The sequence below is a fragment of the Paenibacillus sp. PastM-3 genome (genome assembly GCF_029893965.1).
Taxonomy (GTDB): Bacteria; Bacillota; Bacilli; order Paenibacillales; family Paenibacillaceae; genus Paenibacillus_AQ.
This window is the reverse complement of sequence record NZ_JARXXP010000003.1, coordinates 460,814-480,196: the sequence shown is the minus strand read 5'-3', so window position 1 is coordinate 480,196 and position 19,383 is coordinate 460,814. Positions and strand designations below refer to the sequence as shown.

The 19,383-nt window shown below is 49.4% G+C and carries 17 protein-coding genes and 1 pseudogene; 4 read left to right on the top strand and 14 right to left on the bottom strand.

Going from position 1 to position 19,383, the window contains the following annotated elements:
- Positions 1 to 752 precede the first annotated feature (752 nt).
- From M2108_RS08875 to M2108_RS08860, 4 genes are all read right to left on the bottom strand, one after another.
- Positions 753 to 1,145, bottom strand: coding sequence for a VOC family protein (locus tag M2108_RS08875; protein ID WP_277468335.1), 393 nt, complete (start codon positions 1,143 to 1,145; stop codon positions 753 to 755).
- A gap of 38 nt (positions 1,146 to 1,183) precedes the next feature.
- Positions 1,184 to 2,353, bottom strand: coding sequence for a hypothetical protein (locus M2108_RS08870; RefSeq protein WP_277506114.1), 1,170 nt, complete (start codon positions 2,351 to 2,353; stop codon positions 1,184 to 1,186).
- A gap of 293 nt (positions 2,354 to 2,646) precedes the next feature.
- On the bottom strand, positions 2,647 to 3,786 hold the full coding sequence (locus M2108_RS08865) for a 5-methyltetrahydropteroyltriglutamate--homocysteine S-methyltransferase (protein ID WP_277468337.1): 1,140 nt from the start codon (positions 3,784 to 3,786) through the stop codon (positions 2,647 to 2,649).
- A 140-nt stretch (positions 3,787 to 3,926) separates the two neighbouring features.
- Complete coding sequence (locus tag M2108_RS08860) at positions 3,927 to 5,165, bottom strand: ATP-binding protein (protein ID WP_280776967.1); 1,239 nt, start codon at positions 5,163 to 5,165, stop codon at positions 3,927 to 3,929.
- A 186-nt stretch (positions 5,166 to 5,351) separates the two neighbouring features.
- On the opposite strand from M2108_RS08860, the gene M2108_RS08855 reads away from it, so the two are divergent.
- From M2108_RS08855 to M2108_RS08840, 4 genes are all read left to right on the top strand, one after another.
- Positions 5,352 to 5,543, top strand: coding sequence for a LytTR family DNA-binding domain-containing protein (locus M2108_RS08855; RefSeq protein WP_277547180.1), 192 nt, complete (start codon positions 5,352 to 5,354; stop codon positions 5,541 to 5,543).
- Positions 5,488 to 5,886 carry a DUF3021 family protein gene (locus tag M2108_RS08850; protein WP_277468340.1) on the top strand — a complete coding sequence of 133 codons (399 nt, stop codon included), beginning with the start codon at positions 5,488 to 5,490 and terminating at the stop codon, positions 5,884 to 5,886. Before M2108_RS08855 ends, M2108_RS08850 begins: the two co-directional genes overlap by 56 nt.
- Before the next feature lie 131 nt (positions 5,887 to 6,017).
- Positions 6,018 to 6,716: a hypothetical protein gene (locus tag M2108_RS08845; RefSeq protein ID WP_277468341.1), complete on the top strand. Its 699-nt coding sequence runs from the start codon at positions 6,018 to 6,020 to the stop codon at positions 6,714 to 6,716.
- A complete protein-coding gene (locus M2108_RS08840) occupies positions 6,679 to 6,924 on the top strand; it encodes a hypothetical protein (RefSeq protein WP_280776965.1) in 246 nt (81 codons plus the stop codon). Before M2108_RS08845 ends, M2108_RS08840 begins: the two co-directional genes overlap by 38 nt.
- Before the next feature lie 484 nt (positions 6,925 to 7,408).
- On the opposite strand, the gene M2108_RS31595 is transcribed toward M2108_RS08840, so the two are convergent.
- The 10 genes and pseudogenes from M2108_RS31595 to M2108_RS08795 form a co-directional block, all read right to left on the bottom strand.
- Complete coding sequence (locus M2108_RS31595; protein ID WP_481856875.1) at positions 7,409 to 7,711, bottom strand: YiaA/YiaB family inner membrane protein; 303 nt, start codon at positions 7,709 to 7,711, stop codon at positions 7,409 to 7,411.
- A pseudogene (locus tag M2108_RS31590) lies at positions 7,703 to 7,885 on the bottom strand (YiaA/YiaB family inner membrane protein); the annotation flags it as partial. The gene M2108_RS31595 and the pseudogene M2108_RS31590, both read right to left, overlap by 9 nt.
- Positions 7,886 to 8,007: 122 nt before the next feature.
- The gene (locus M2108_RS08830) at positions 8,008 to 8,508 is read right to left on the bottom strand and encodes a hypothetical protein (protein WP_277468344.1); all 501 of its coding nucleotides are present in this window, start codon (positions 8,506 to 8,508) and stop codon (positions 8,008 to 8,010) included.
- Between the two features lie 16 nt (positions 8,509 to 8,524).
- Positions 8,525 to 9,469 (bottom strand): phosphotransferase, encoded by a 945-nt coding sequence (locus tag M2108_RS08825; protein WP_277468754.1) that lies wholly within the window; start codon positions 9,467 to 9,469, stop codon positions 8,525 to 8,527.
- A 1,402-nt stretch (positions 9,470 to 10,871) separates the two neighbouring features.
- On the bottom strand, positions 10,872 to 11,879 hold the full coding sequence (gene mglC, locus M2108_RS08820) for a galactose/methyl galactoside ABC transporter permease MglC (RefSeq protein ID WP_277468345.1): 1,008 nt from the start codon (positions 11,877 to 11,879) through the stop codon (positions 10,872 to 10,874).
- A 109-nt stretch (positions 11,880 to 11,988) separates the two neighbouring features.
- A complete protein-coding gene (locus M2108_RS08815) occupies positions 11,989 to 13,500 on the bottom strand; it encodes a sugar ABC transporter ATP-binding protein (protein ID WP_277468346.1) in 1,512 nt (503 codons plus the stop codon).
- Between the two features lie 147 nt (positions 13,501 to 13,647).
- Positions 13,648 to 14,733: a galactose ABC transporter substrate-binding protein gene (locus tag M2108_RS08810; protein WP_277468347.1), complete on the bottom strand. Its 1,086-nt coding sequence runs from the start codon at positions 14,731 to 14,733 to the stop codon at positions 13,648 to 13,650.
- Between the two features lie 137 nt (positions 14,734 to 14,870).
- Positions 14,871 to 15,893 (bottom strand): substrate-binding domain-containing protein, encoded by a 1,023-nt coding sequence (locus M2108_RS08805; RefSeq protein ID WP_277468348.1) that lies wholly within the window; start codon positions 15,891 to 15,893, stop codon positions 14,871 to 14,873.
- The gene (locus M2108_RS08800) at positions 15,890 to 17,716 is read right to left on the bottom strand and encodes a sensor histidine kinase (RefSeq protein WP_346780541.1); all 1,827 of its coding nucleotides are present in this window, start codon (positions 17,714 to 17,716) and stop codon (positions 15,890 to 15,892) included. Before M2108_RS08800 ends, M2108_RS08805 begins: the two co-directional genes overlap by 4 nt.
- Before the next feature lie 3 nt (positions 17,717 to 17,719).
- Positions 17,720 to 19,369 carry a response regulator gene (locus tag M2108_RS08795; RefSeq protein WP_277468349.1) on the bottom strand — a complete coding sequence of 550 codons (1,650 nt, stop codon included), beginning with the start codon at positions 19,367 to 19,369 and terminating at the stop codon, positions 17,720 to 17,722.
- Positions 19,370 to 19,383 lie beyond the last annotated feature (14 nt).

The following is a 19,383-nucleotide window of genomic DNA, read 5'->3' as shown; positions in this document are numbered from 1 at the left end:
GTCTCCGGATTTTCACCGCTAAGGGGAATGAAAAAAATCTGGAGAGCACAGCGATTGGAACAACGGTCCGTTCGCGGAGCGTCCACCCAAGTGAATACGTACATCCTACTCCAAACCAAGGGCCGTCCCAAGTAGCCATTTCATGGCTTTTGGGACAGCCCCTTCGGCGGACGCTCCCGCTCCTCCAGTTCCAAAATCCGCTCCGTCCCTTCAATCCCCTTCGTCGGGAAGATCAAAAGCAGCACAAAAACACCCTTTGGAAGGGTGTTGGCCGAAAGCCAAGGGCAGCTGCGCTCTGCCCTTGGTCTTTATAGAATCAGCGAATCAGGAAGCAGCCATGTACTCAATCCCGATACTCTGCTAACGGACTCAGATGGACTCAGATGACCTTAATCGCGTTATTTTTCCATAGCTACAGTGGACTCCCGCGCCGCATGGGGCACATTATTGCACTAATCTTTGTGCCACCCGTTACCTTTAGTAACACAAAATTACTGGGGTTCAGTAATCTGTACCAGCACCAGCACCAGTACTCAGTCCAGCTACTCTGCTAACGGACTCAGATGACCTTATCTGCGGAATATTTGGCATAGTCACAATCTAACGGACACTAGCAACCTTATTTGGCACACTTCAGCCCAAAATGGGGCTCAGAGGACTAAATAACGGCATCTGTGTCCGTTAGGAGGACAGAAAAGTGAAAAGTCAGCAAATAACGGCATCTGTGTCCGTTAGAGGCTTCTGTCATTCAGTCAAGTCAGCGGCTGCGCAAGCTCCCAGATATGTCCTGACGGATCTGCAAAAACCAGGGTTCGCACGCCCCAAGGCCTGTCCAGCGGACCGTTCAGCAGCTCGGCTCCCTGTTGTGCCAGTTCCCGGGCTGCTGCATCTGCATCCTCTACCTGGATCGTAAACTGGAACCGTGAGCCGGATTCCGGGCCGGCAGGCTTGGCCGGCTGAATCAGTCCTGCTGCCTCGGAAATATTCAGCAGATTAATGCTCATATTACCAAAATTATATACTGCTGATACTTCGTCTTCGTATACTGCTGACAACCGGAATACATCCTTATAGAACCTTCTGGTCTTGTGCAGATCTTCCACAAACAGTGTAATTACATTGACGTTGAGCGCACCCAGATTCATTCATGTTACCACCCTTCGATAGTATCACAACCGCTTTGTTACTCTGCTATAATTTCAACGTTCGGCTCCAGCAGCACCTCGTCAATCTTTTCTGCATCCTTCTCATTAAACCGAAAGATCTCCAGCATCAGATCGCCGTCTTTACGGGTTTCCATAGTGAAGAACGGATAGGATATTTTGAGCAGAAACAGCTGGCCGGAAGCAGCATCCTTATAGAATTTCAGACCGTAATTAACGGCCCCCTTTGTGCCACTGGTTTGATCGGAGTCTATCTGCTCGATACCTTTAAAGTGCTGCGTACCTTCATCAGCCGCAAAAATCTCCCAGTAATTTGGTGCATACCCCACAGTGGTCAACCAGAGTTGAACAGTAAACCTGAATGTATTGCTGTTCTTATCATCCGTTACTTGGATATCGTAAGCGGGTTGTTCGGTCAGCTTGGTAACTGTAGCATCCGGTGAGCGGAGCAGTTCATATTCGTGCAATGTGTTCAACTCAGCGCTGCTGATAACTTTTGACCAAGGTTCCGGAAGCTCTGATACGTCATAGGTATAATGAACCTCCAGCGTTTTTACCGGTTTGAATGCCAGCCCGTCAGCTTCATACTCAATGACAGCACTTGTAAATTTCGTTTCAAAGTCAGCTACTACGTCCAAAAAATGAATGTCGTTGTTGCATTCATAAGGGATAATATTACCTTCAAAAGTGTCAACCCGGGTATACATCTCACCTTTCTGTCTATAAATATGCCCATAATATTGCCTGATCGAACCCTCCACCGTAATGACATAAAGTTCGTCTAAGCCATCCTTATCAATATCTATCAGGTAAGCAGAAACATATGAATCTTCAATGGAGGAAAATCCCTCAGAATCATTCACTAAAGTGATTTCACCCTGCTTTACACGGTCCTGCAGATGAATCTCAAACCTCTGTTCAGTAAAAAACAGATACTCCTCCCTCCGCTCGACGACCGAGTTCAAATAGTCCTCCCACGCTTCCTGACGCTGCCCGGGCGTTGAGACTGTAAAAGGTTCAGCACCCTGCGTCCCAGTAGGTTCTTGCGCTGACTCAGTCCGTCTAATATCAGACGAAGCAAGATCTGTCTTTGTATGGACCGGCATTCCCTCCCCTTCACTGCAAGATGCAGCAACAACACCAGCAATAAGAATAAAAACTAACCTTTGCGCGGCTTTCAAAATCCCCATAAACTCCAGCATCTCCTCTGACCGGATCATCTGGCCTTGCGTACAGCCCGAATCCTTCCAATGTATTATTTCTCGGTTCCAGCCTTTTCCACCTGCTCAAACCTCTAAGAAGTTAACCCTGCTGAACATTCTCTACCCGGACTTTCTCCATTCAAGCTTCAGCCGGACACCACCGCAACGGGTTCCCGGTTGTTACGCTTGTTACGGCATGCGGGAATATAGCAGCTTCCGGCTCCCTCAAACGCAGCTAAGCCGCACGGAATGCTCCGTACGGCTTAATCAATATGCCTATCTTACTTCCAGATCTCGTCTGCAATTTCCTTGATATACGCGAGCTTGTTCCACTGCTGCTCTTCAGTCAGGTGATTGCCCTCTTCCGTGGAAGCGAAGCCACATTGCGGGCTCAGGCAGATCCGGTTCAGGTCGACATACTGCTTGGCTTCCTCAATCCGCTTCAGAATATCTTCCTTGCTCTCAAGCTCGCCGAACTTGGAAGAGAACAGGCCCAGCACTACCTGCTGGTTCTCCTTCAGGAAGCGCAGCGGCTTGAAGTCTCCGGCACGGTCGGTGTCGAACTCCAGATAGTAGCCGGAGTAATTGTCGATGCCCAGCAGGGTCTGTACGATCGGCTCATAGCCTCCGCCTACACCGGCATAGGTCGATACATAGTTGCCGCGGCATACATGGGTCGTAACAACAAGGTCTTCCGGCAGGCCGGCTACAACGGCAGCATTCACCTGGGCCAGCTCGTTCGCGTAGTCAGCCACATTCACGCCGATCTGTTCCATGATCGCCACGAATTGCTCGTCGCATAGAGCACCCCAGGTGCAATCGTCGAACTGGATGCTGCGGCAGCCTGCATTATACAAATCAAGAACCGCACCCTTATAAGCTTTGACTGTGTCAGCCAGCAGCTCCTCGCGGTTCGGGTACAGCGCGTTTGTGCTTGCCTTATTTTCTGCACGGTCCAGCTCAAACAGGAACTGGGCAGCCGCCGGAACGGACTGGCGGGCAACGATGTCATCGCCGGCAATCCCTTTAAGGAAAGTATAATGGGCAACAAACGGATGGCTGCTGTAGCTGATTTTTCCGCTCAGGCGGGCCGTTTCCGGTCTGGACTGGGCTCCATTGAACTGGTAGCCCTGGTCTACAATCGTCCGCTCTACACCGTCAAAGCCCCAGAAGAAATCCAGATGCCACCAGGAGCGGCGGAATTCGCCGTCAGTCACGGCCTGGAGGCCTACTTCTTTTTGCTTTGCTACGAGCTTGACGACTTCAGCATCCTCAACTTCTTTCAGCCGGGCGGCGGTAATCTGACCGTTTTTATATTTTAACCGGGCATCCTTCAATGCAGCGGGACGCAGAAAGCTGCCAACAATATCACATCGGAATGGAGTAAGGGTACGTTTCAAAGGCTCTGTCTGTGTGCTCATCGGTCAATCTCCTCATCAGTTGAATTAATACAGCTACTATAGCATATCTGTTCAGCTGTACTGTTCTACTAATGATCTATCATCCGTTATAATGAATAGCTATACCCGTATTGCGCTGATTATCGGTCCGGATAAGGGCCTCAGGCGGGAATCGTAATCAGGAAGGTGGTTCCCCTGCCCTTTTCACTCTCAACCGCTATGTCCCCTTTGAGCTTGTCCACAGTGCTGTATACCATAAGCATTCCCAGGCCGGTTCCTTCCTCCTTGGTGGAGTAATACGGCTTGCCGAGCCGTGAAATTTCCTCTTTCGTCATGCCAACTCCGGTGTCCCGGATGCTGATTATAATATTCTGCTTATTTTCCGAGATCTGAATGGTCAGGGTGCCGCCTTCCTTCTCTTTCATGGCTTCTATGCCATTTTTGTAAAGGTTGATCAGGCACTGCTGAATCTGATTTTTGTCATAGCTGGTATTCAGTGTATTGGTGAAATGGAACTGAACGTCAACCTTGTGAATGGTGGCAAAGGGCATGATGATATTTTTGGTATACTCGGCTTCTTGCAGCATATTGGAGAACACCATATTCCCGGATTGCGGCTTGGCAAAAGAAAGATAATCACTGACAATCTTCTCCGCTCGGTTCAGCTCCTGCAGGGACAGCTCCACATAGCCCTTCTCCTCGGGCGTAATATTACCGGATTTGTTAAGCAGCTGCAGGAAGCCGCTCGTCACCGTAAGCGGATTTCTGATTTCATGTGACACACTGGCCGCCAGCTCACTGACGACATTCAGGCGCTCCGACTGGAGAATCCGGTCCCGGTTCCGGATATTGGTAATGATCTGCTCGATCAGAATCATAATAATGCTCATTACTCCGACATGGGTCGTCAAGGCATAGAACGTCAGGGTCCAGAACTGCCTGTCCAGCGTCCCTTTCATCACCCCGAGGATAATCAGATAGATGCCCATCGTCAGCGCCGCAATAAAGGTTGCCGACACAATCCGCCGGTTGGCGCTCTGTCTGATAAACCATTTGCTTAAAAACGGCACAATCAGCAGCACCGCTGTGGAAAACAGGAAGGACGGAATAATACCTGCCCCGCCGATATACAACCGGTATACATTTAGAATCAGATATAACGGAAGCACGTTCCTGTACCCGCCGAATAACGCCACAAGAATAAACGGCACATAGCGCAGATCATAAATAAAGCCCATCTCCAGCTTAATCGGCTTGGCAATGCACAGGATCATGGTGACTGCGGACATAAACACCAGCAGTTTGTTATTGTACCGGTTTGCTCTATTTTCAAAAAAGATAACAACAATCAACACCGGAAATAAAATGAACAGAAAATTCAATAGTAGGGTTTCAAACAAAGATCTAACGTCCTCTCAGATGTGCTCAAGCGCTCTTTATTTCTCTATTATAAGAAAATAACGGACATTTCCCTAGAGTAATTGCTGGAAATTATAGACTTCTGTTTAAAGAATGTGTTAATTCCCAGGGAACAGGGAGAAGAGATCATTATCCGGTGCCATGAGGAAGATGAGGAAATACGGGGTATGATACATAGGCTTCAGACCGACAGTCTCGTGCTGCTTGGTTACCAGAATGAACGCGTCCACCGGATCAGGATCAAGGACATCTATTATTTTGAAGCCGTAGACGGGAAGGTGTTCATTTACGCTGCGGGATTTTTTGATTATTTTCGCATCCGTCATCATCATCATTACTGTGTTAAGATCCATCTTTGATCCTGACGAAGCCTATGATCTGATTACCGTTTATATCATCATGGGATTCTCACTTTTCTGCACACTAACGGGGATTATTTTGTATACACCTGACGGGGTGAGCGAGCGGAATATGCGTATCAGAGTCATCGTCCATTTTGCCGCGCTGGAGGTCATTTTAGTCTCCCTGGCAGCTGTGACCGGGATGGTGAAGGGCTTCCTGCCTACAGCCCTTTTGGTGGTGCAGATTGCCGCAGTTTACGGGATCGTCCGGCTGTTATCCTGGCAGGAGGATAAAAAAGAAGCGGAGCAGATTAACGAGAAACTCCGTCTGCTGAAGATGGATAACCGGCAGGATGGATAGGCTATTAAGGTTATTTTTGCAGCTTATTGGCCTGTAGCTACAGCTTATTCATTATCTATATACTTCCCTCCGGCGGTTTCATAAGATGAAGCCATCCTCAACACTACATGCCGGAAAGGAATTACAAGAAGATGGAACAAGTATTATTCGGGATTGTACTTATGGTTGAAGTTGCTTTGGCTGTATATTGTCTGGTTACGAAGCAGCGGCACAGGAAAGTAAAGAGCCTGGTCAGAGTTGCTGTGTTTATCGTGTTTGTAATGCTCACCCTGTTGCCTGGGATTGAATGGAGCTTCAGCTGGATTTTTTGCGCAAGTATGCTGCTTCTTTTGGCTGTGACAGGCATGTTGCAGCTGATCCGGCAGCCCAAAGCAAATCCCCGTGTGTTCAAACGCTCAGCCATTGTCGCAAAAGCAATCCTTATGCTCATTGTGCTGACGTTGGCTTTTGCACCTGTACTGCTTTTGAAGCTGCGCACCGATGATATGAATTTGGTGATAGATTCGGTTGTGGAGAACGCTACAAAAGGCAACGGCCCTGCTGTCTATCAGCTTATTGATCCGGCCAAAATCGGAGTGTTCGGCCACTCGATGGGCGGCGCAGCCTGTGTCTGGCTCGGGCGGGAGCGCGATGGCATCGGTGCCGTTCTCAATCTGGACGCCCCGTTGTTCAGCGAGCTTCGTTATGACCCGGAGACGGGGGATTTTACCGCGGCTAATGAAGCCTATAACATCCCGCTGCTCAATATTTACTCCGACGATGTATGGAAGCAGCTCGGGCAGAACTCCGCGTATGCTGCCAATCAGACGGCGGGGGCAAACTTTCGCTGAAGTGTACAACGTTCATTTCAACGGCGCCAAGCATTTGAGCCTAACCGATCTTCCGCTGTACTCCCCCTTCCTTACCTACCTGCTGCAGGGCGGAAAAGCGGACATTGATAAATACTACTGCATCGAGAGCATGAATCGGCTGGTGCTGCAGTTTTTTGATTATACGTTGAAGGGATTAGGCGATTTCTCTCCGATAGAGATGTATTGAATGGTGTAGTAGCAGACCCTCTTTGGGATGGGAATTGGCTTCCTCAGAGTGGTCTTTGATCCTGTGCCAAGGCTCCTTATTGTCCTCCCCGCCTCTGAGTGCATCATCGATGGATGAACGGATAATTCAGCTTCAATCCATACATGACGGTTCAAATAGTCGACGGCTATCTCCTCCACAAACTTAATTTTATCCTTACTTCTTCTTTATTTACTAAGTGATTTCTGAATTTTCGAAAGTCCCAAAAATATAAGCAAGGTTGTTCCTGCGAATATTGGCATTGATGAAGCAAATAACAAAACTGCAATTATAAATAGCAGAATTCTAATAACCTTAATTGCAAGCAACATACGAAAACTCCTTTAATGTTTGTTTAAGACCTATTTCTTTGATAATTCTAGAGTGCTTACCGTTAACACAGGCTAACTTCCCGGCAGCACAAAGGCCCATCCCCGGATGGACCTTTCTTGTTTAAATGCTCTTATTATCCCTGATAATCCCTTTTGGATTCCAGCTCGGCCAGAATATCTTTATCTTCCGCGTTGTCCCGGGTCACCTTCTGCACGCCGATCGCACTATACGAGATTAGCAGGATAACAGCGATGTAGTACCCTTTTACATTTAACTCAAATGGAGCATTATAAAGGCCAATAAAGAACATGCCGTAACCTATCACTAGCCCTGCAATGGCCATACCGGTAAAAGCGGCCGTATTTCTCATCCGGTGCTTCGGATTCTCAAGGCGGATTTCTCTATCTTCCGTATTGTCCCGGACGACCTTCTGCATAACGATGCAGCTGATCGTAATCAGCACCATGCACAGAATATAATACCCCTTCACATTCAGCTCCCAAGTGTCGTTGTAGACACCCAGACAGAATAAGAAAAGTCCGGCTGCCAAGGCAAAATAAGAGGCCAACGTGAAGGCAGTCGTGTTACGCTTGCGGTACGTTTGATTCATCTGCTGATTTCTCCCCCCACTGCAATATGGAATGCACTATTCCACCTCCACTATACCCTGAAAGTTCGGTAAAATTCTACCATAATTTACTTATCTCCCGCTCAATCTGGGGGGCACCCGTGTTAACGATAAATTTTGCTGAATTGAGAAGTATAATCGGATTCTCTGAAGGTTAATTCCGGAATTTCATCCAACCAATCCACCGTAGTTCCAATAGGGTCATCGCCCGTCAACATATCCTCTCTGCTGCTCATATCAATACCAAGCTTTTTCCAGACGACCCTGCTTCCCGTCCGGACTACATGTGCAACCACCACCGTACAGCTCAAATCACAATCGTCCGGGCACATTAGGATCGGCATCACAAAATCTTTACTGGTGCACTTGTACCTTGATAAAATAAACTCTCTCTCCCCTGGAACATCAAGCCAGTCCGGCATCACCGGAACTAACCCTTCAAGATGGTATAAGGGATAATGTCTATGCAGAAGTGCATCAAGAGAAACGCCGTCTACCATGATGATGTGATGCTCAGCTTTACAATAAATACTCTGCCCAAGGATCACTTCTATGTTGTTTAGTGCAAGCGAGTCTCCCATTAACTGTATTTTTTGTCCAGTCATTTTGTCTCGCTCCCCTTTAAAATAATTTATGATCAATATACCGTATGGCCAGCTCTGTATGATATTTTGCCAGATTCCTTGAAAATTCCTGATCAGGATATCCGCGGTGCAGCAGCTTCAGCCCGGCCGAGATTAAGGCGATATGATGATGGAACCGGTAAAACCGCATTCTGTCAGGATCAAGAGAATCGTTCTGCAAATAGCGGTAATACTCGCCGAATCTGAATTCCAGAAAGCTGTGCTCATGCTCGATATCAAAAAAACGAACGCCCTCAATATCAATCAGGTAAGGCTCCAGCTTCTCATTCACCAGCAGATGGTCGGGGCCGAGTTCATCATGGATCAGCCCGTATTCTGACCTTGGTCCGATCCTGTCTGCAAGCTCATTCAGTTTATCGAGCAGCTTCTCTTTATTAGTGTTAATGAGGTCGATATGCTGCACTGCGTAAGCCAACTGAAGCTTCGCATTTTCCAGCAGCTGCAGATAACATTGATCCATATTGGGCTCGTTGTAATGCTGCTCCGGTGCGCCAAAAGTGTTTCTTTTAATACTGTGCATTGCGCTAACCAGAGTCCCGATCTGCTGCAAAACATGCTCCTTAACTGCTGGATTCGGATGGCTGAAATAGGCTTCAGCTTTTTGCCCGTCTATATACTCAACCAGCGCGTAATCAAACTTATAGTCCGTTCTGTCATTATTCAAATCGTAAAGCGCCGGCGTGCGGATGGAATGTTCCTTCAAAAACCTGTTGCTGGCTGCAAACAAGCCGCTGCCGTAAGAACCTGCATTGATATTATTTTGCTCTATTTCCTGTTGAAAAAAATTCATGGCCAGATCCCAAACATACAGTACACAGCTGAATCCATTCGTGCAGTCTACCTTATAAACTACCTTTTGGGCACCGCCATGCATTCTGGGTACACTCGAAATTAAATAAGAGCTTCCAAACACCTTACTCATATATTTCTGCAATGCATCAGGGTCAAGGTGGCAGCTAAGGTTAACGTTCATTGAACAACACTCCTGATCATCTGTATTGCCGGCTACCTCACTGTATAATAATCCCTGGAAAAAATATAGACTGTTTCTTTCCGTTCTGCTATGATGTTGAATAAGGTCTTGAAAAAAATAGCGATACGCAGCAGCCCTCGATTTAAGTCGAGCGGCTGCTTTTTTGTTGCTGCTTGGGTGCTGGAAATGGCACAGATAACAGAGTCGCCCCCCTTGCCCACGTATATCCTTTTCTTACCTTTTGCATGCTCTTCGCCGCATGTCCTTCGCCCTTCGCATGTCCTTGGTCTGTCTTTGGCATGTCCTATGCACTTTGCATGTCTCCGTACGCCCTTCGTATACCCCCGTATCCCTTTTATACGCCCTCCGCATGTCCTTCACATCCCCTTTGCGTCCATTTCGTATGATCTCCGCATCTCCTTACCCGGCTAACGGACTCAGATGACCTTATCTGCTGCAAAATCCCAAGTATCACATTCTAACGGACACCAGCGCCGTTATTTGGCCAATTCAGCCTCAAAATAACCTGTCATGGGCGAAATAAGGTCATCTCGGTCCGTTAGCTCCCACAAGAGCGCCGTTTAGCGAAAATAACGGCTGTGGAGTCCGTTAGCGTCTAGGGCGATGACTGGTGGCCTGTACAAAGTTTTTGGCTTGTGATATGCCGTGGATTCCACTACTACCTGGATTGGTGGACTCACTTGGGTTTGCACTGATGCTAAGGTTGGTGCGGCCAGTCGAGGTTACACTTCTGCAGTTGCTGGGTTACGCCGGGGGTACACTACTATTGCAGTTGGTGGGTTAAGCCGGAGGTTACACTACTATTGCAGTTGGCGGGTTAAGCCGGAGGTTACACTACTATTGCAGTTGGCGGGTTAAGCCGGAGGTTACACTACTATTGCAGTTGGCGGGTTAAGCCGGGGGTTACACTACTATTGCAGTTGAGAATGCTGAGCCGGGCTTTGCACAGAAGCTGGCTGGGCTTTTTGGCTTTTGGTCTTCTGGGCTTTTGTTTTTTCTTGGCGTTTTGTTTCGGAGCGAAGCAATCGAAACACAAAAAAAGCGTTTGCTATTCAGTGCTAGCAAACGCTTTTTGCTGCTTCTCCCCACCTTGGCGAGGTAATGGGAGTAACGGAGGGAAAGTGTTAAGCTGGAGGAGCGGAGCGTCCGCCTGAAAGCTTTCCGCAGGAAAGCTCACTTCGGAAGCATTAGCTATGTTTGGATTTCTAACGCGATTAGCGGTTCAAATCAGGAAATCCAAACATAACAGCGGCCGGAAGCCCAAAGCTTTCCCGGAGTTACGCCCGAGCGGGGTGACGGGAGTGACGCCCAGACACCGAGACTCCCAAGCCTACTTCTTCGACGAGTACTTCCGCATATCAAACGATACCGCAGCGATGATGATAAGGCCTTTGATGATCAATTGATAATAAGGGCTGATGCCGATGAAGGTCAGACCGTAGTTAATGAGGGTGAAGATGATAACCCCGACGAGTACACCCGGAACCGTACCGATACCGCCTGTAGTGGATACGCCGCCGACTACGCAGGCTGCGATGGCGTCAAGCTCGTACATGTTACCATAGTTGTTCGTAGCGCCGCCTGTTCTTGCAGCTTCGAGTACACCGGCAAGACCGTACAGGGCACCGGCGATAGCGTAGATGTAGATCAGGTTCTTGGATACGTTGATACCGGAAACCTTGGCAGCCTGCATGTTGCCGCCGATGGCGTACATATTTTTACCGAGTTTCGTTTTGTTAAACAGCACCCAGACAATGGCTGCGACGGCAATCGCTATAATGACAATGTAAGGTATGGAATACTGGCCGCTGCCGATAAAGCCGGAGCCGATCTTGGTGAAATCCTCACGAAGTCCGCCGATTGGCTGCGACTGGTTCGGGTCCATATCGAAGTACAGGGAGTTTACGCCGTATACGATCAGCATCGTACCCAGTGTGGCAATGAACGGCGGAACATTGAGCTTGGAAACGACGAGACCGTTGACCAAACCGCAGAGAAGACCGGCCACGATAGCGATAGCGATAGGAAGCAGAACATGCACCTGCGGCAGATCCGGGAAGAACCGGCGGGAATAATCCGGAATTTGCAGCATCGATGCCGAGATAACAGCGGTGAAGCCGACTACGCGGCCTGCCGACAAGTCGGTACCTGCAGTAATGAGGATGAAGGCCACCCCGAGGGCAATAATGACACGTGTTGAAGATTGAATCAGTACGTCACGTAAAGTGTTAACCGACATAAAGCTTGGTTCGTATACGATAATCCCCAGGATTAGAATGACCAGTACGATATAGATCGCATTCTGGGTGATAAAGGATTGTGCTTTTTTAACATCCATGAGTAGTGTTCCTCCTTAAGTGTTACGCGAAGTTTTGCGATTCTGTTGTGAGCTGAACCAGCTGTGCATGAAGCACATCCGACTTCGACGTTAGGGTTGTGCTCCTATCCTAGTGCTGAGCGGCGAGACGCATAACTTCGGTTTCCGTAGCCTGGTCGCCTTCTAGTATTCCTGTAAGCCGTCCTTCGGACATGACCATTACACGGTCTGACATGCCCAGCAGCTCCGGCATTTCAGAGGAGATCATGATGATGCTCTTGCCCTGCTTCGCCAGGTCGGCGATGATGGAATAGATTTCGAACTTTGCCCCTACGTCGATCCCGCGGGTCGGCTCATCGAGCAGCAGAACTTCAGGCTCGGTCAGCAGCCATCTGGCCAGCAGCACCTTTTGCTGATTACCGCCGGAGAGGTTCATGATCTGTACCTTGGTGGTCGGTGTCTTGGTGCGGAGCTTCTCGATCATCCGGTCAACTTCAACCTTTTTCTTCTTGCCGTCGAGCAGAAGGTATGGCTTCTGGTAACGGTCCAGATTGGCAATCGCACCGTTCTCATGAACAGATAGCACCGGGAAAATACCGGTTACGCGGCGTTCCTCGGTCAGCAGCGCGAGCCCGTGTTTCTTGGCATCCTGCGGAGATTTGATGTTTACCTTCTTACCGTCAATGGAGATACTGCCGGATTGAATCGCCCGCAGTCCAAACAGAGCTTCAACAACCTCGGTGCGCTGTGCACCTACGAGTCCGCCTACGCCGAGAATTTCACCCCGGCGGAGTGTGAAGGAGACATCCTTAAATGATCTTGGCTCCGGAGAGGTCAGTCCTTCTACCTTCAGATACACTTCGCCGGGTACATTGCTGCGTTCCGGGAAGCGGTTCGTCAGGTCACGACCCACCATTCTGGAGATAATCAGGTCGGTAGTGAGCTCTGCAGACGGCCAGGTACCGATCTTTTTACCGTCACGCATAATGGTTACTTCATCAGAGATTTCAAGAATTTCTTCCATCTTGTGAGATATATAGATAATAGCTACGCCTCTTTTTTGCAGGTCCCGGATAATCCGGAACAAATGCTCTACTTCCACGCTTGTCAGGGAAGAGGTCGGCTCATCCATTACGATAACGCGGGAATGAAAAGAAACGGCCTTCGCGATTTCAATGGATTGGATTTTGGATACAGACAGCTTGCCTACCAAGGTTTCGGGATTCAGATCAATGTCCAGATCCTTGAACAGACTTTCCGTATCCGCATACATTTTTTTGTGGTCAATGAATTGAATCGGCCCGATTCCCTTAGTCGGAAAACGTCCCAGCCAGATGTTCTCCATCACGCTCCGGAACGGTACCGGATGAAGCTCCTGGTGAATCATTGAAATCCCGTGCCCGAGGGCATCGTTGGAGTTGGTAATATTGGCTTTTACGCCATCCAGAAAGATCTCACCGGCGTCCGGTGAATAAATTCCAAAGAGACATTTCATCAGTGTGGACTTTCCTGCCCCGTTTTCGCCCATGAGTGCATGAACCGAACCCGGTCTAACCTTGAGGCTAACTCCATCCAGCGCCTTAACGCCGGGGAATTCTTTTGTAATATTGTTCATTTCCAGCAAAAACTCAGCATTAGCCATGTTGTTACGCCCCCTACGCTTTTTTCTTTTTCCATGAGAGGCACAGCGGTTCCATCCTGTTCCCTACCCTTAAGGAATCCGGGGAGCGGGCGGGCCCGCTCCCCGGTTATCATTTTTATCTGCCTGTTCTGTTTATGCCAGGAGCTCTTATTGAGCGTCAGCTACGTTGTCTTTGGTAATCTTTTTGTAGGAGATCCATACATATTGGTTGTCAGTGATATCAAAGCCAACGTTGTCTTTAGTCGGAGTTTCACCTTTAGCAAGCAGTGCTGCAACCGTGATTGCCGCCTTACCCTGGTTGTTCGCATCGTTCAGAACGGTTCCGAGCATCGTTCCGTCCTGCAGAGCCTGAACAGCTGGTGCAGTAGCGTCAACACCTACTACCGGCATGTATTTGTCGCCAGTGAAGTAGCCTTGCGCTTTCAGAGCTTCAATTGCGCCTAGTGCCATGTCATCATTGTTAGCCAGAACTGCTTCGATCTTGTCACCGTGGGAACCTAGGAAGGCAGCCATTTTTTCCTGTCCTTTTACGCGGTCCCACATTGCAGTATCTTCAGCCAGCTTCTCAACCTTGATGCCGGCATCTTCGATAGCCTGGATGGAGTAAGTCGTGCGCAGCTCGGCATCCTGGTGTCCCGGTTCGCCTTTGAGCATTACGTACTGGAGCACGCCGTCGCCGTTTTTGTCAGCTTCAGGATGTGCCTTCCAGTAGTCAACGATCAGCTGGCCGGACATGGTGCCGGACTCTTCTGCTTTTGCACCTACATAGTAGACTTTATCCCATTTCTTCATATCTTCCGGAAGCGGTTCGCGGTTCAGGAAGACTACCGGAATGTCAGCCGCTTTAGCTTTGTCAATGATAACGCCGGCAGCCGTGCGGTCAACCGGGTTGATCAGCATGCCGTCATATTTTTTGGTAACGAACAGGTCAACCTTGTCGTTCTGGGTCGGCTGCGAGTTTTGGCTGTCTACGATGTCTACGGTTGCAATGCCTTTAGCTGCTGCATCGATTGCGTTACGTACACCGGTCATGAAAGTATCATCAAATTTGTAAATCGCTACACCGACTTTAGGCGTTTCGCCGCTGCCGGAATTCGCTGTGTCCGCTGTCGCGTTGCCGGCCGGAGCATTTGTTGCAGCTGTATTAGCAGAGTTGTTGTTATTGCCGCCGCAGCCTGCCAGAGCTGCACCCAGTAATGCACTAGCAAGTAAAACGGAAGTGAGTTTTTTCATAATTTAATGACCTCCTGGTGATGTTTCTTTATTAGTGTGTCCGTGTCTCAGGCACATCCTTATTATGCCCCACATGAAAACGGTTGCGAATATAAAATACTACTGTCTTTTATAAAAATTCTAATATCATAAAAATCCTACTTTACGAACGGAAACAGCAGCTTCTGATTCTCCGGATACAGCATATTATCCAGATCAATCAGCTTCGTCCCGGTATCCACTCGCTCCGGCACGTCCATCCCCTGCACCGCTTCCAGCGCATATTTCACTGCCAGGTAGCCGTTGCTGAACGGATTCTGGATGACAGTCGCCTGAACGGTGCCGTTCTGCAGCAGCTCCAGCATGGATGGTGAGCTGTCAAAAGCGACCATTCTGATAATATTATCAAGTCCCATGCTCTGAATTACGTTGCCTGCCCCCTGCGAGGCCGTCTCGTTGAGTGTAGCGATCCCCCGCAGTCCCGGATGGTTCTTCAGCATTTGCCGGGTCAAGTCTTCAGCTTCGGTGGTACTCGAGGTGGTATATGAAATCTGCACCACATGAATGTTCGGATAACGGGCGGCATAGTTCAGAAAACCCTTTTCCCGCTCATCCGCATCTCGGGCGCCGTAATCAATCGAGCCGCTCTCATGCTCCCCGTTCAGGGGGGCGCTGGTAAAATTAAGAATACCGATTTCCCCTGTGCCGTTCAGCAAATTAATCAGACGCTCGGCAGATTTCTGGCCGGCCTCATAGCCGTTGGAGCCGACATAGGACCGTACCTTTGTAGAGCCGACCTCGGCATCAACCGAAATAACCGGGATTTTGGAATAAGCCGCCTGGTCGACAACCTGAGCGAGCCCCATATAGCTGCTGGCCGCCAGTATAATAGCGTCTGCGTGCTGGCTGATCGAATCCTCCACCATGGCAACCTGCTCCTCAATCATGCTCTCGGAATCCGGTGCTTTGAACGTCAGATTTACATTGAACTCTTTGGCAGCTGCTTCTGCACCAAGCTTGACCGTATTCCAGTAATCCCCCTTGTTCATCTTGACGATCATATGGATATTTTGGGTGTTTTTGGTATTGATATAGACAGGTGACGTATTAAAGCAGGAGGTAACCGATAACCAGACCAGCCCGCACATCAGCAGCGTCAGCATTAGACGTATGATCTTCATAAAGGCTCCTCCCCCTCTATACTCTCTGAGTTCGCACTGCTGCTAACTGCCGGAAAAACAATCGTTACTGTTGTCCCCTCTTCCAGCTCACTTTCAAAAGCAAGCCCGAATTCGCGCCCGTAATAGAGTCCGATTCTTTCGTTGACATTGCGTACCCCGACACCGGAGCCGCTACCGCTTTTTCCGCCGCCGCTCAGGATCGTATTCAGCGTCTCTTTGGACATGCCTATCCCGTTATCGCTGATTTTGATAATAATAAGATCATCCTGCAGTTCCGCAGTAATCCGCACCAGCCCCTCATCGGGCGACATTTCAATGCCGTGATATAGCGCGTTCTCTACTATCGGCTGCAGAATCAGCTTAATCGTCTGAAACGGCAATACTTCCTCCTGAGCCCTGATTTCGAACCGGAATTTATTTTTGAACCGGAAGCTCTGGATCACCAGATAATGGCGGATATGATCGAGCTCCTCTTGAACGGTAATGATGTTGTTTCCTTTACTTAGACTGATCCGGAAAAACTTCGATAGCGACTGGATCATCGTGATGACCTCGTCATTTTTGCCGCGTTCGGCCAGACGGACAACTGAGTTGAGCGTATTGTACAAAAAATGAGGGTTAATCTGCGACTGCAGCACCTCCAGCTCACCCTTGCGCTTCGTTTCCTGCTCGTAGATGATCTGGTCCATCAGCTGGCGGATCCGCTGCAGCATCAGGTTGAAGCGCTTGGACAGCTGTTCCACCTCATAAGCGCCGCTCACATTGATCGGAGTATTAAGATCCCCGTCACCCACCTGCTTGACTGTTCGCTCCAGCTTGCGGATGGGGCTGGCAATCAGCCAGGAGAGAAGGACGGACACCGCGATAACACACAGGATGACTGCGGCCAGAAACCAGATCAGGAACTGGTTCAGGTCGCGTTTTGTCGTTACAATCTCATCGTAATAGGCGACGCCGACGATTTTCCAGCCCGTCTCTTTCACCGTCCGGACGGTAATAAACCGCTTCTCCCCGGTTGACTCATCGAGGTAGCTCCGGTATGCATACTCAAGCACCGGCTCCACATTCTCATACTTCAGGCCGGCGTAAATCAGCTGCTGCTGCGGATGGTAGACGATATTGCCCAGCGGGTCGAGAATATAAGCATATCCGCGCTTGCCGAGCTTAACCTGACGGCTGAGCTGATCAATTGTCCGGAAGTTAAAATCAATCAGCAGAATGCCTGACTTCAGTTCCCCGTCCTGCTTGTACTGGATCATTTTACTGATGGACACTACCCAGGTATATTTCCCCTTGAACAAATTCTGGATATGCGGTGCGGAGTAGGAGATGTCCGGCGTTTTCTGGGCGCTGGTGAACCAGCTCTGGCTATGCAGCTGCGTATTCAGCCGCATGCTTTGTCCAGGTGTACCGACGACATACTGCCCCTGAGGGGTAAAGACAGCCACAGAAACCAGATCCTCGCGGCTGCTCATCAAGGTATCCATCCGTTCATAGAGCAGCGGCGAGTCTATGGATGCACTTGATGTAATCTGCTTCTCCGCCGTATCAAAAATATTGCTCATTCCCTTGACATACAGCTCCAGGTTGTAATTAACCTGTTCGATAATCTGCTGCATATTCAGGTTGGCGTTCTCCTCTGCGGTTTTGGCAAATTTGTTGTACAGCATAAAAGCGACAATGACTGCTACAAGAACAGCCACTGCCGTAAAGGAGATGGTAATAATCAGCTGGATGCTCCGCAGCTTGGCAGAGAGGCGCATCCGGCCGCGCTGGCCGGGCTGCGGACGCAGTGGGAAGAAATCCCCCTTGCTTTTGTTCATCACTTATCCTCCCCTGGAGCTGTTCTTATACTCTTTGGGCGACTGCCCGTATTTTTTGCGGAAACAGAAGCTGAAATAATTCGGGTCGGAGAAGCCGATCTTTTCCGCTATTTCAAACGCCTTAAGCTCTGTGGAACGTAGCAGCTCCTTGGCCGCCTCCAAACGGATCTGCAGCAGATAGCTGACAAAGGTCATCTTCATCTCTTTTTTAAAAATACTGCTGAAATAACCTGTGCTGATATGCAGATGCTGGCAGACCCGGCCGATGGAGATGTCGGACTCCTCATAGTGGCTGCGGATATAATCCTTGGCCTGATCAATCAGCTGCTTATAGCTGGACTGGCGTTCAGAGGCGATCGTGTCCATCAGCCTGGTGCTGATACTGATAATCCACTGCTTCGCTTCGCCCATATTATTGAATTTATTCATTTCGGACAGGGTGGAAATGCCGGAACCGATGAAACCCGCAGCTTCTGTTCCCGACTCTTTGGCTACACGCAGGATGGACGTTATAATCTCCAGCAGAAAAATCTGATAATCCTGTGTGGACACATGCGCGGTATCCAGTCCGCCGAACAGTTCGTCCACAACTTCCTTCAGCTCCTGCACCGTTCCCAGCTTGATCGTACGGATCAGGGACTGCTGGGTCAGTTCATCAAACGCCAGCAGCTGATTGGACCTGGACTCGACATCCTCGATCCAGATCACTCTATTATTTCCCAGAATGAGCCGGTAATCCAGTGCCTGCATCGCATCAGCAAAGGAATTGAACAGCATGCCCGCCGACTGGCAGACCGTTCCGGCCCCGGCAGTCACCGTCAGCTTGAGAAAGCGCTGCACGTTCTGGCGGATTTCTTCAAGAACTGTCAACGTATTGCCGGTAATCTCCGCTTCTTCTGCCGCTTGACTGACAGACAGCAGCACGACATCATCACGGTGAATGAATACTTTGCCGAATCCATACTTCTGGCATATTTCCTCGGCAATATTCAGGATGGCAAACAGCTGCAGGTTATGATCCCCCGTATCGCGCAGCGACACATGTCTGCTTACCCCCGTCCCCTGATCTTCTCCGGTATGGATATAGTCAATGCTGATGACCGAAGCCTGAAATTGCCTGCCGGCAAGGTCTATGCTGTATTCCGTGCTTTTGTCGCTGATCTCCTTCAGCGGCAGACGGCGGGACACCAGCGAGGAGAGGAACTGCTCCCGGAGCACCGGCAGGCTTTTGCGGTAATGCTCGGTCAATACATACACATTCTCCTTCTCGGCGATCTCCGCTTCAATAGCAGCTCTTACCTTAAGCAGAACATCAATCAGCTCCTGGGATGAGAACGGTTTCAGAATGTATTCGTCAATCTGCAGCTTGATTGCTTTCTGGGCGTACTCAAACTCATCATAACCAGTCAGAATGATGATCTTTGTATTGGGATGGCGGCTGCGGATCCATTCGGCCAGCTGGAGCCCGTTCATGAACGGCATCTGGATATCCGTTACGACCACATCCGGCAGCAGCCGGTCAATGGCATCCGCCGCTTCCCGCCCATTCTCCGCCTGGTCCACCACTTCAAAGCCGTATTGCGCCCAGTCAATCTGGGCAATTATCCCTTCCCGCACATCTTCTTCGTCTTCGGCAAGAATCAGTTTATACATGCTTCATCCCTCTT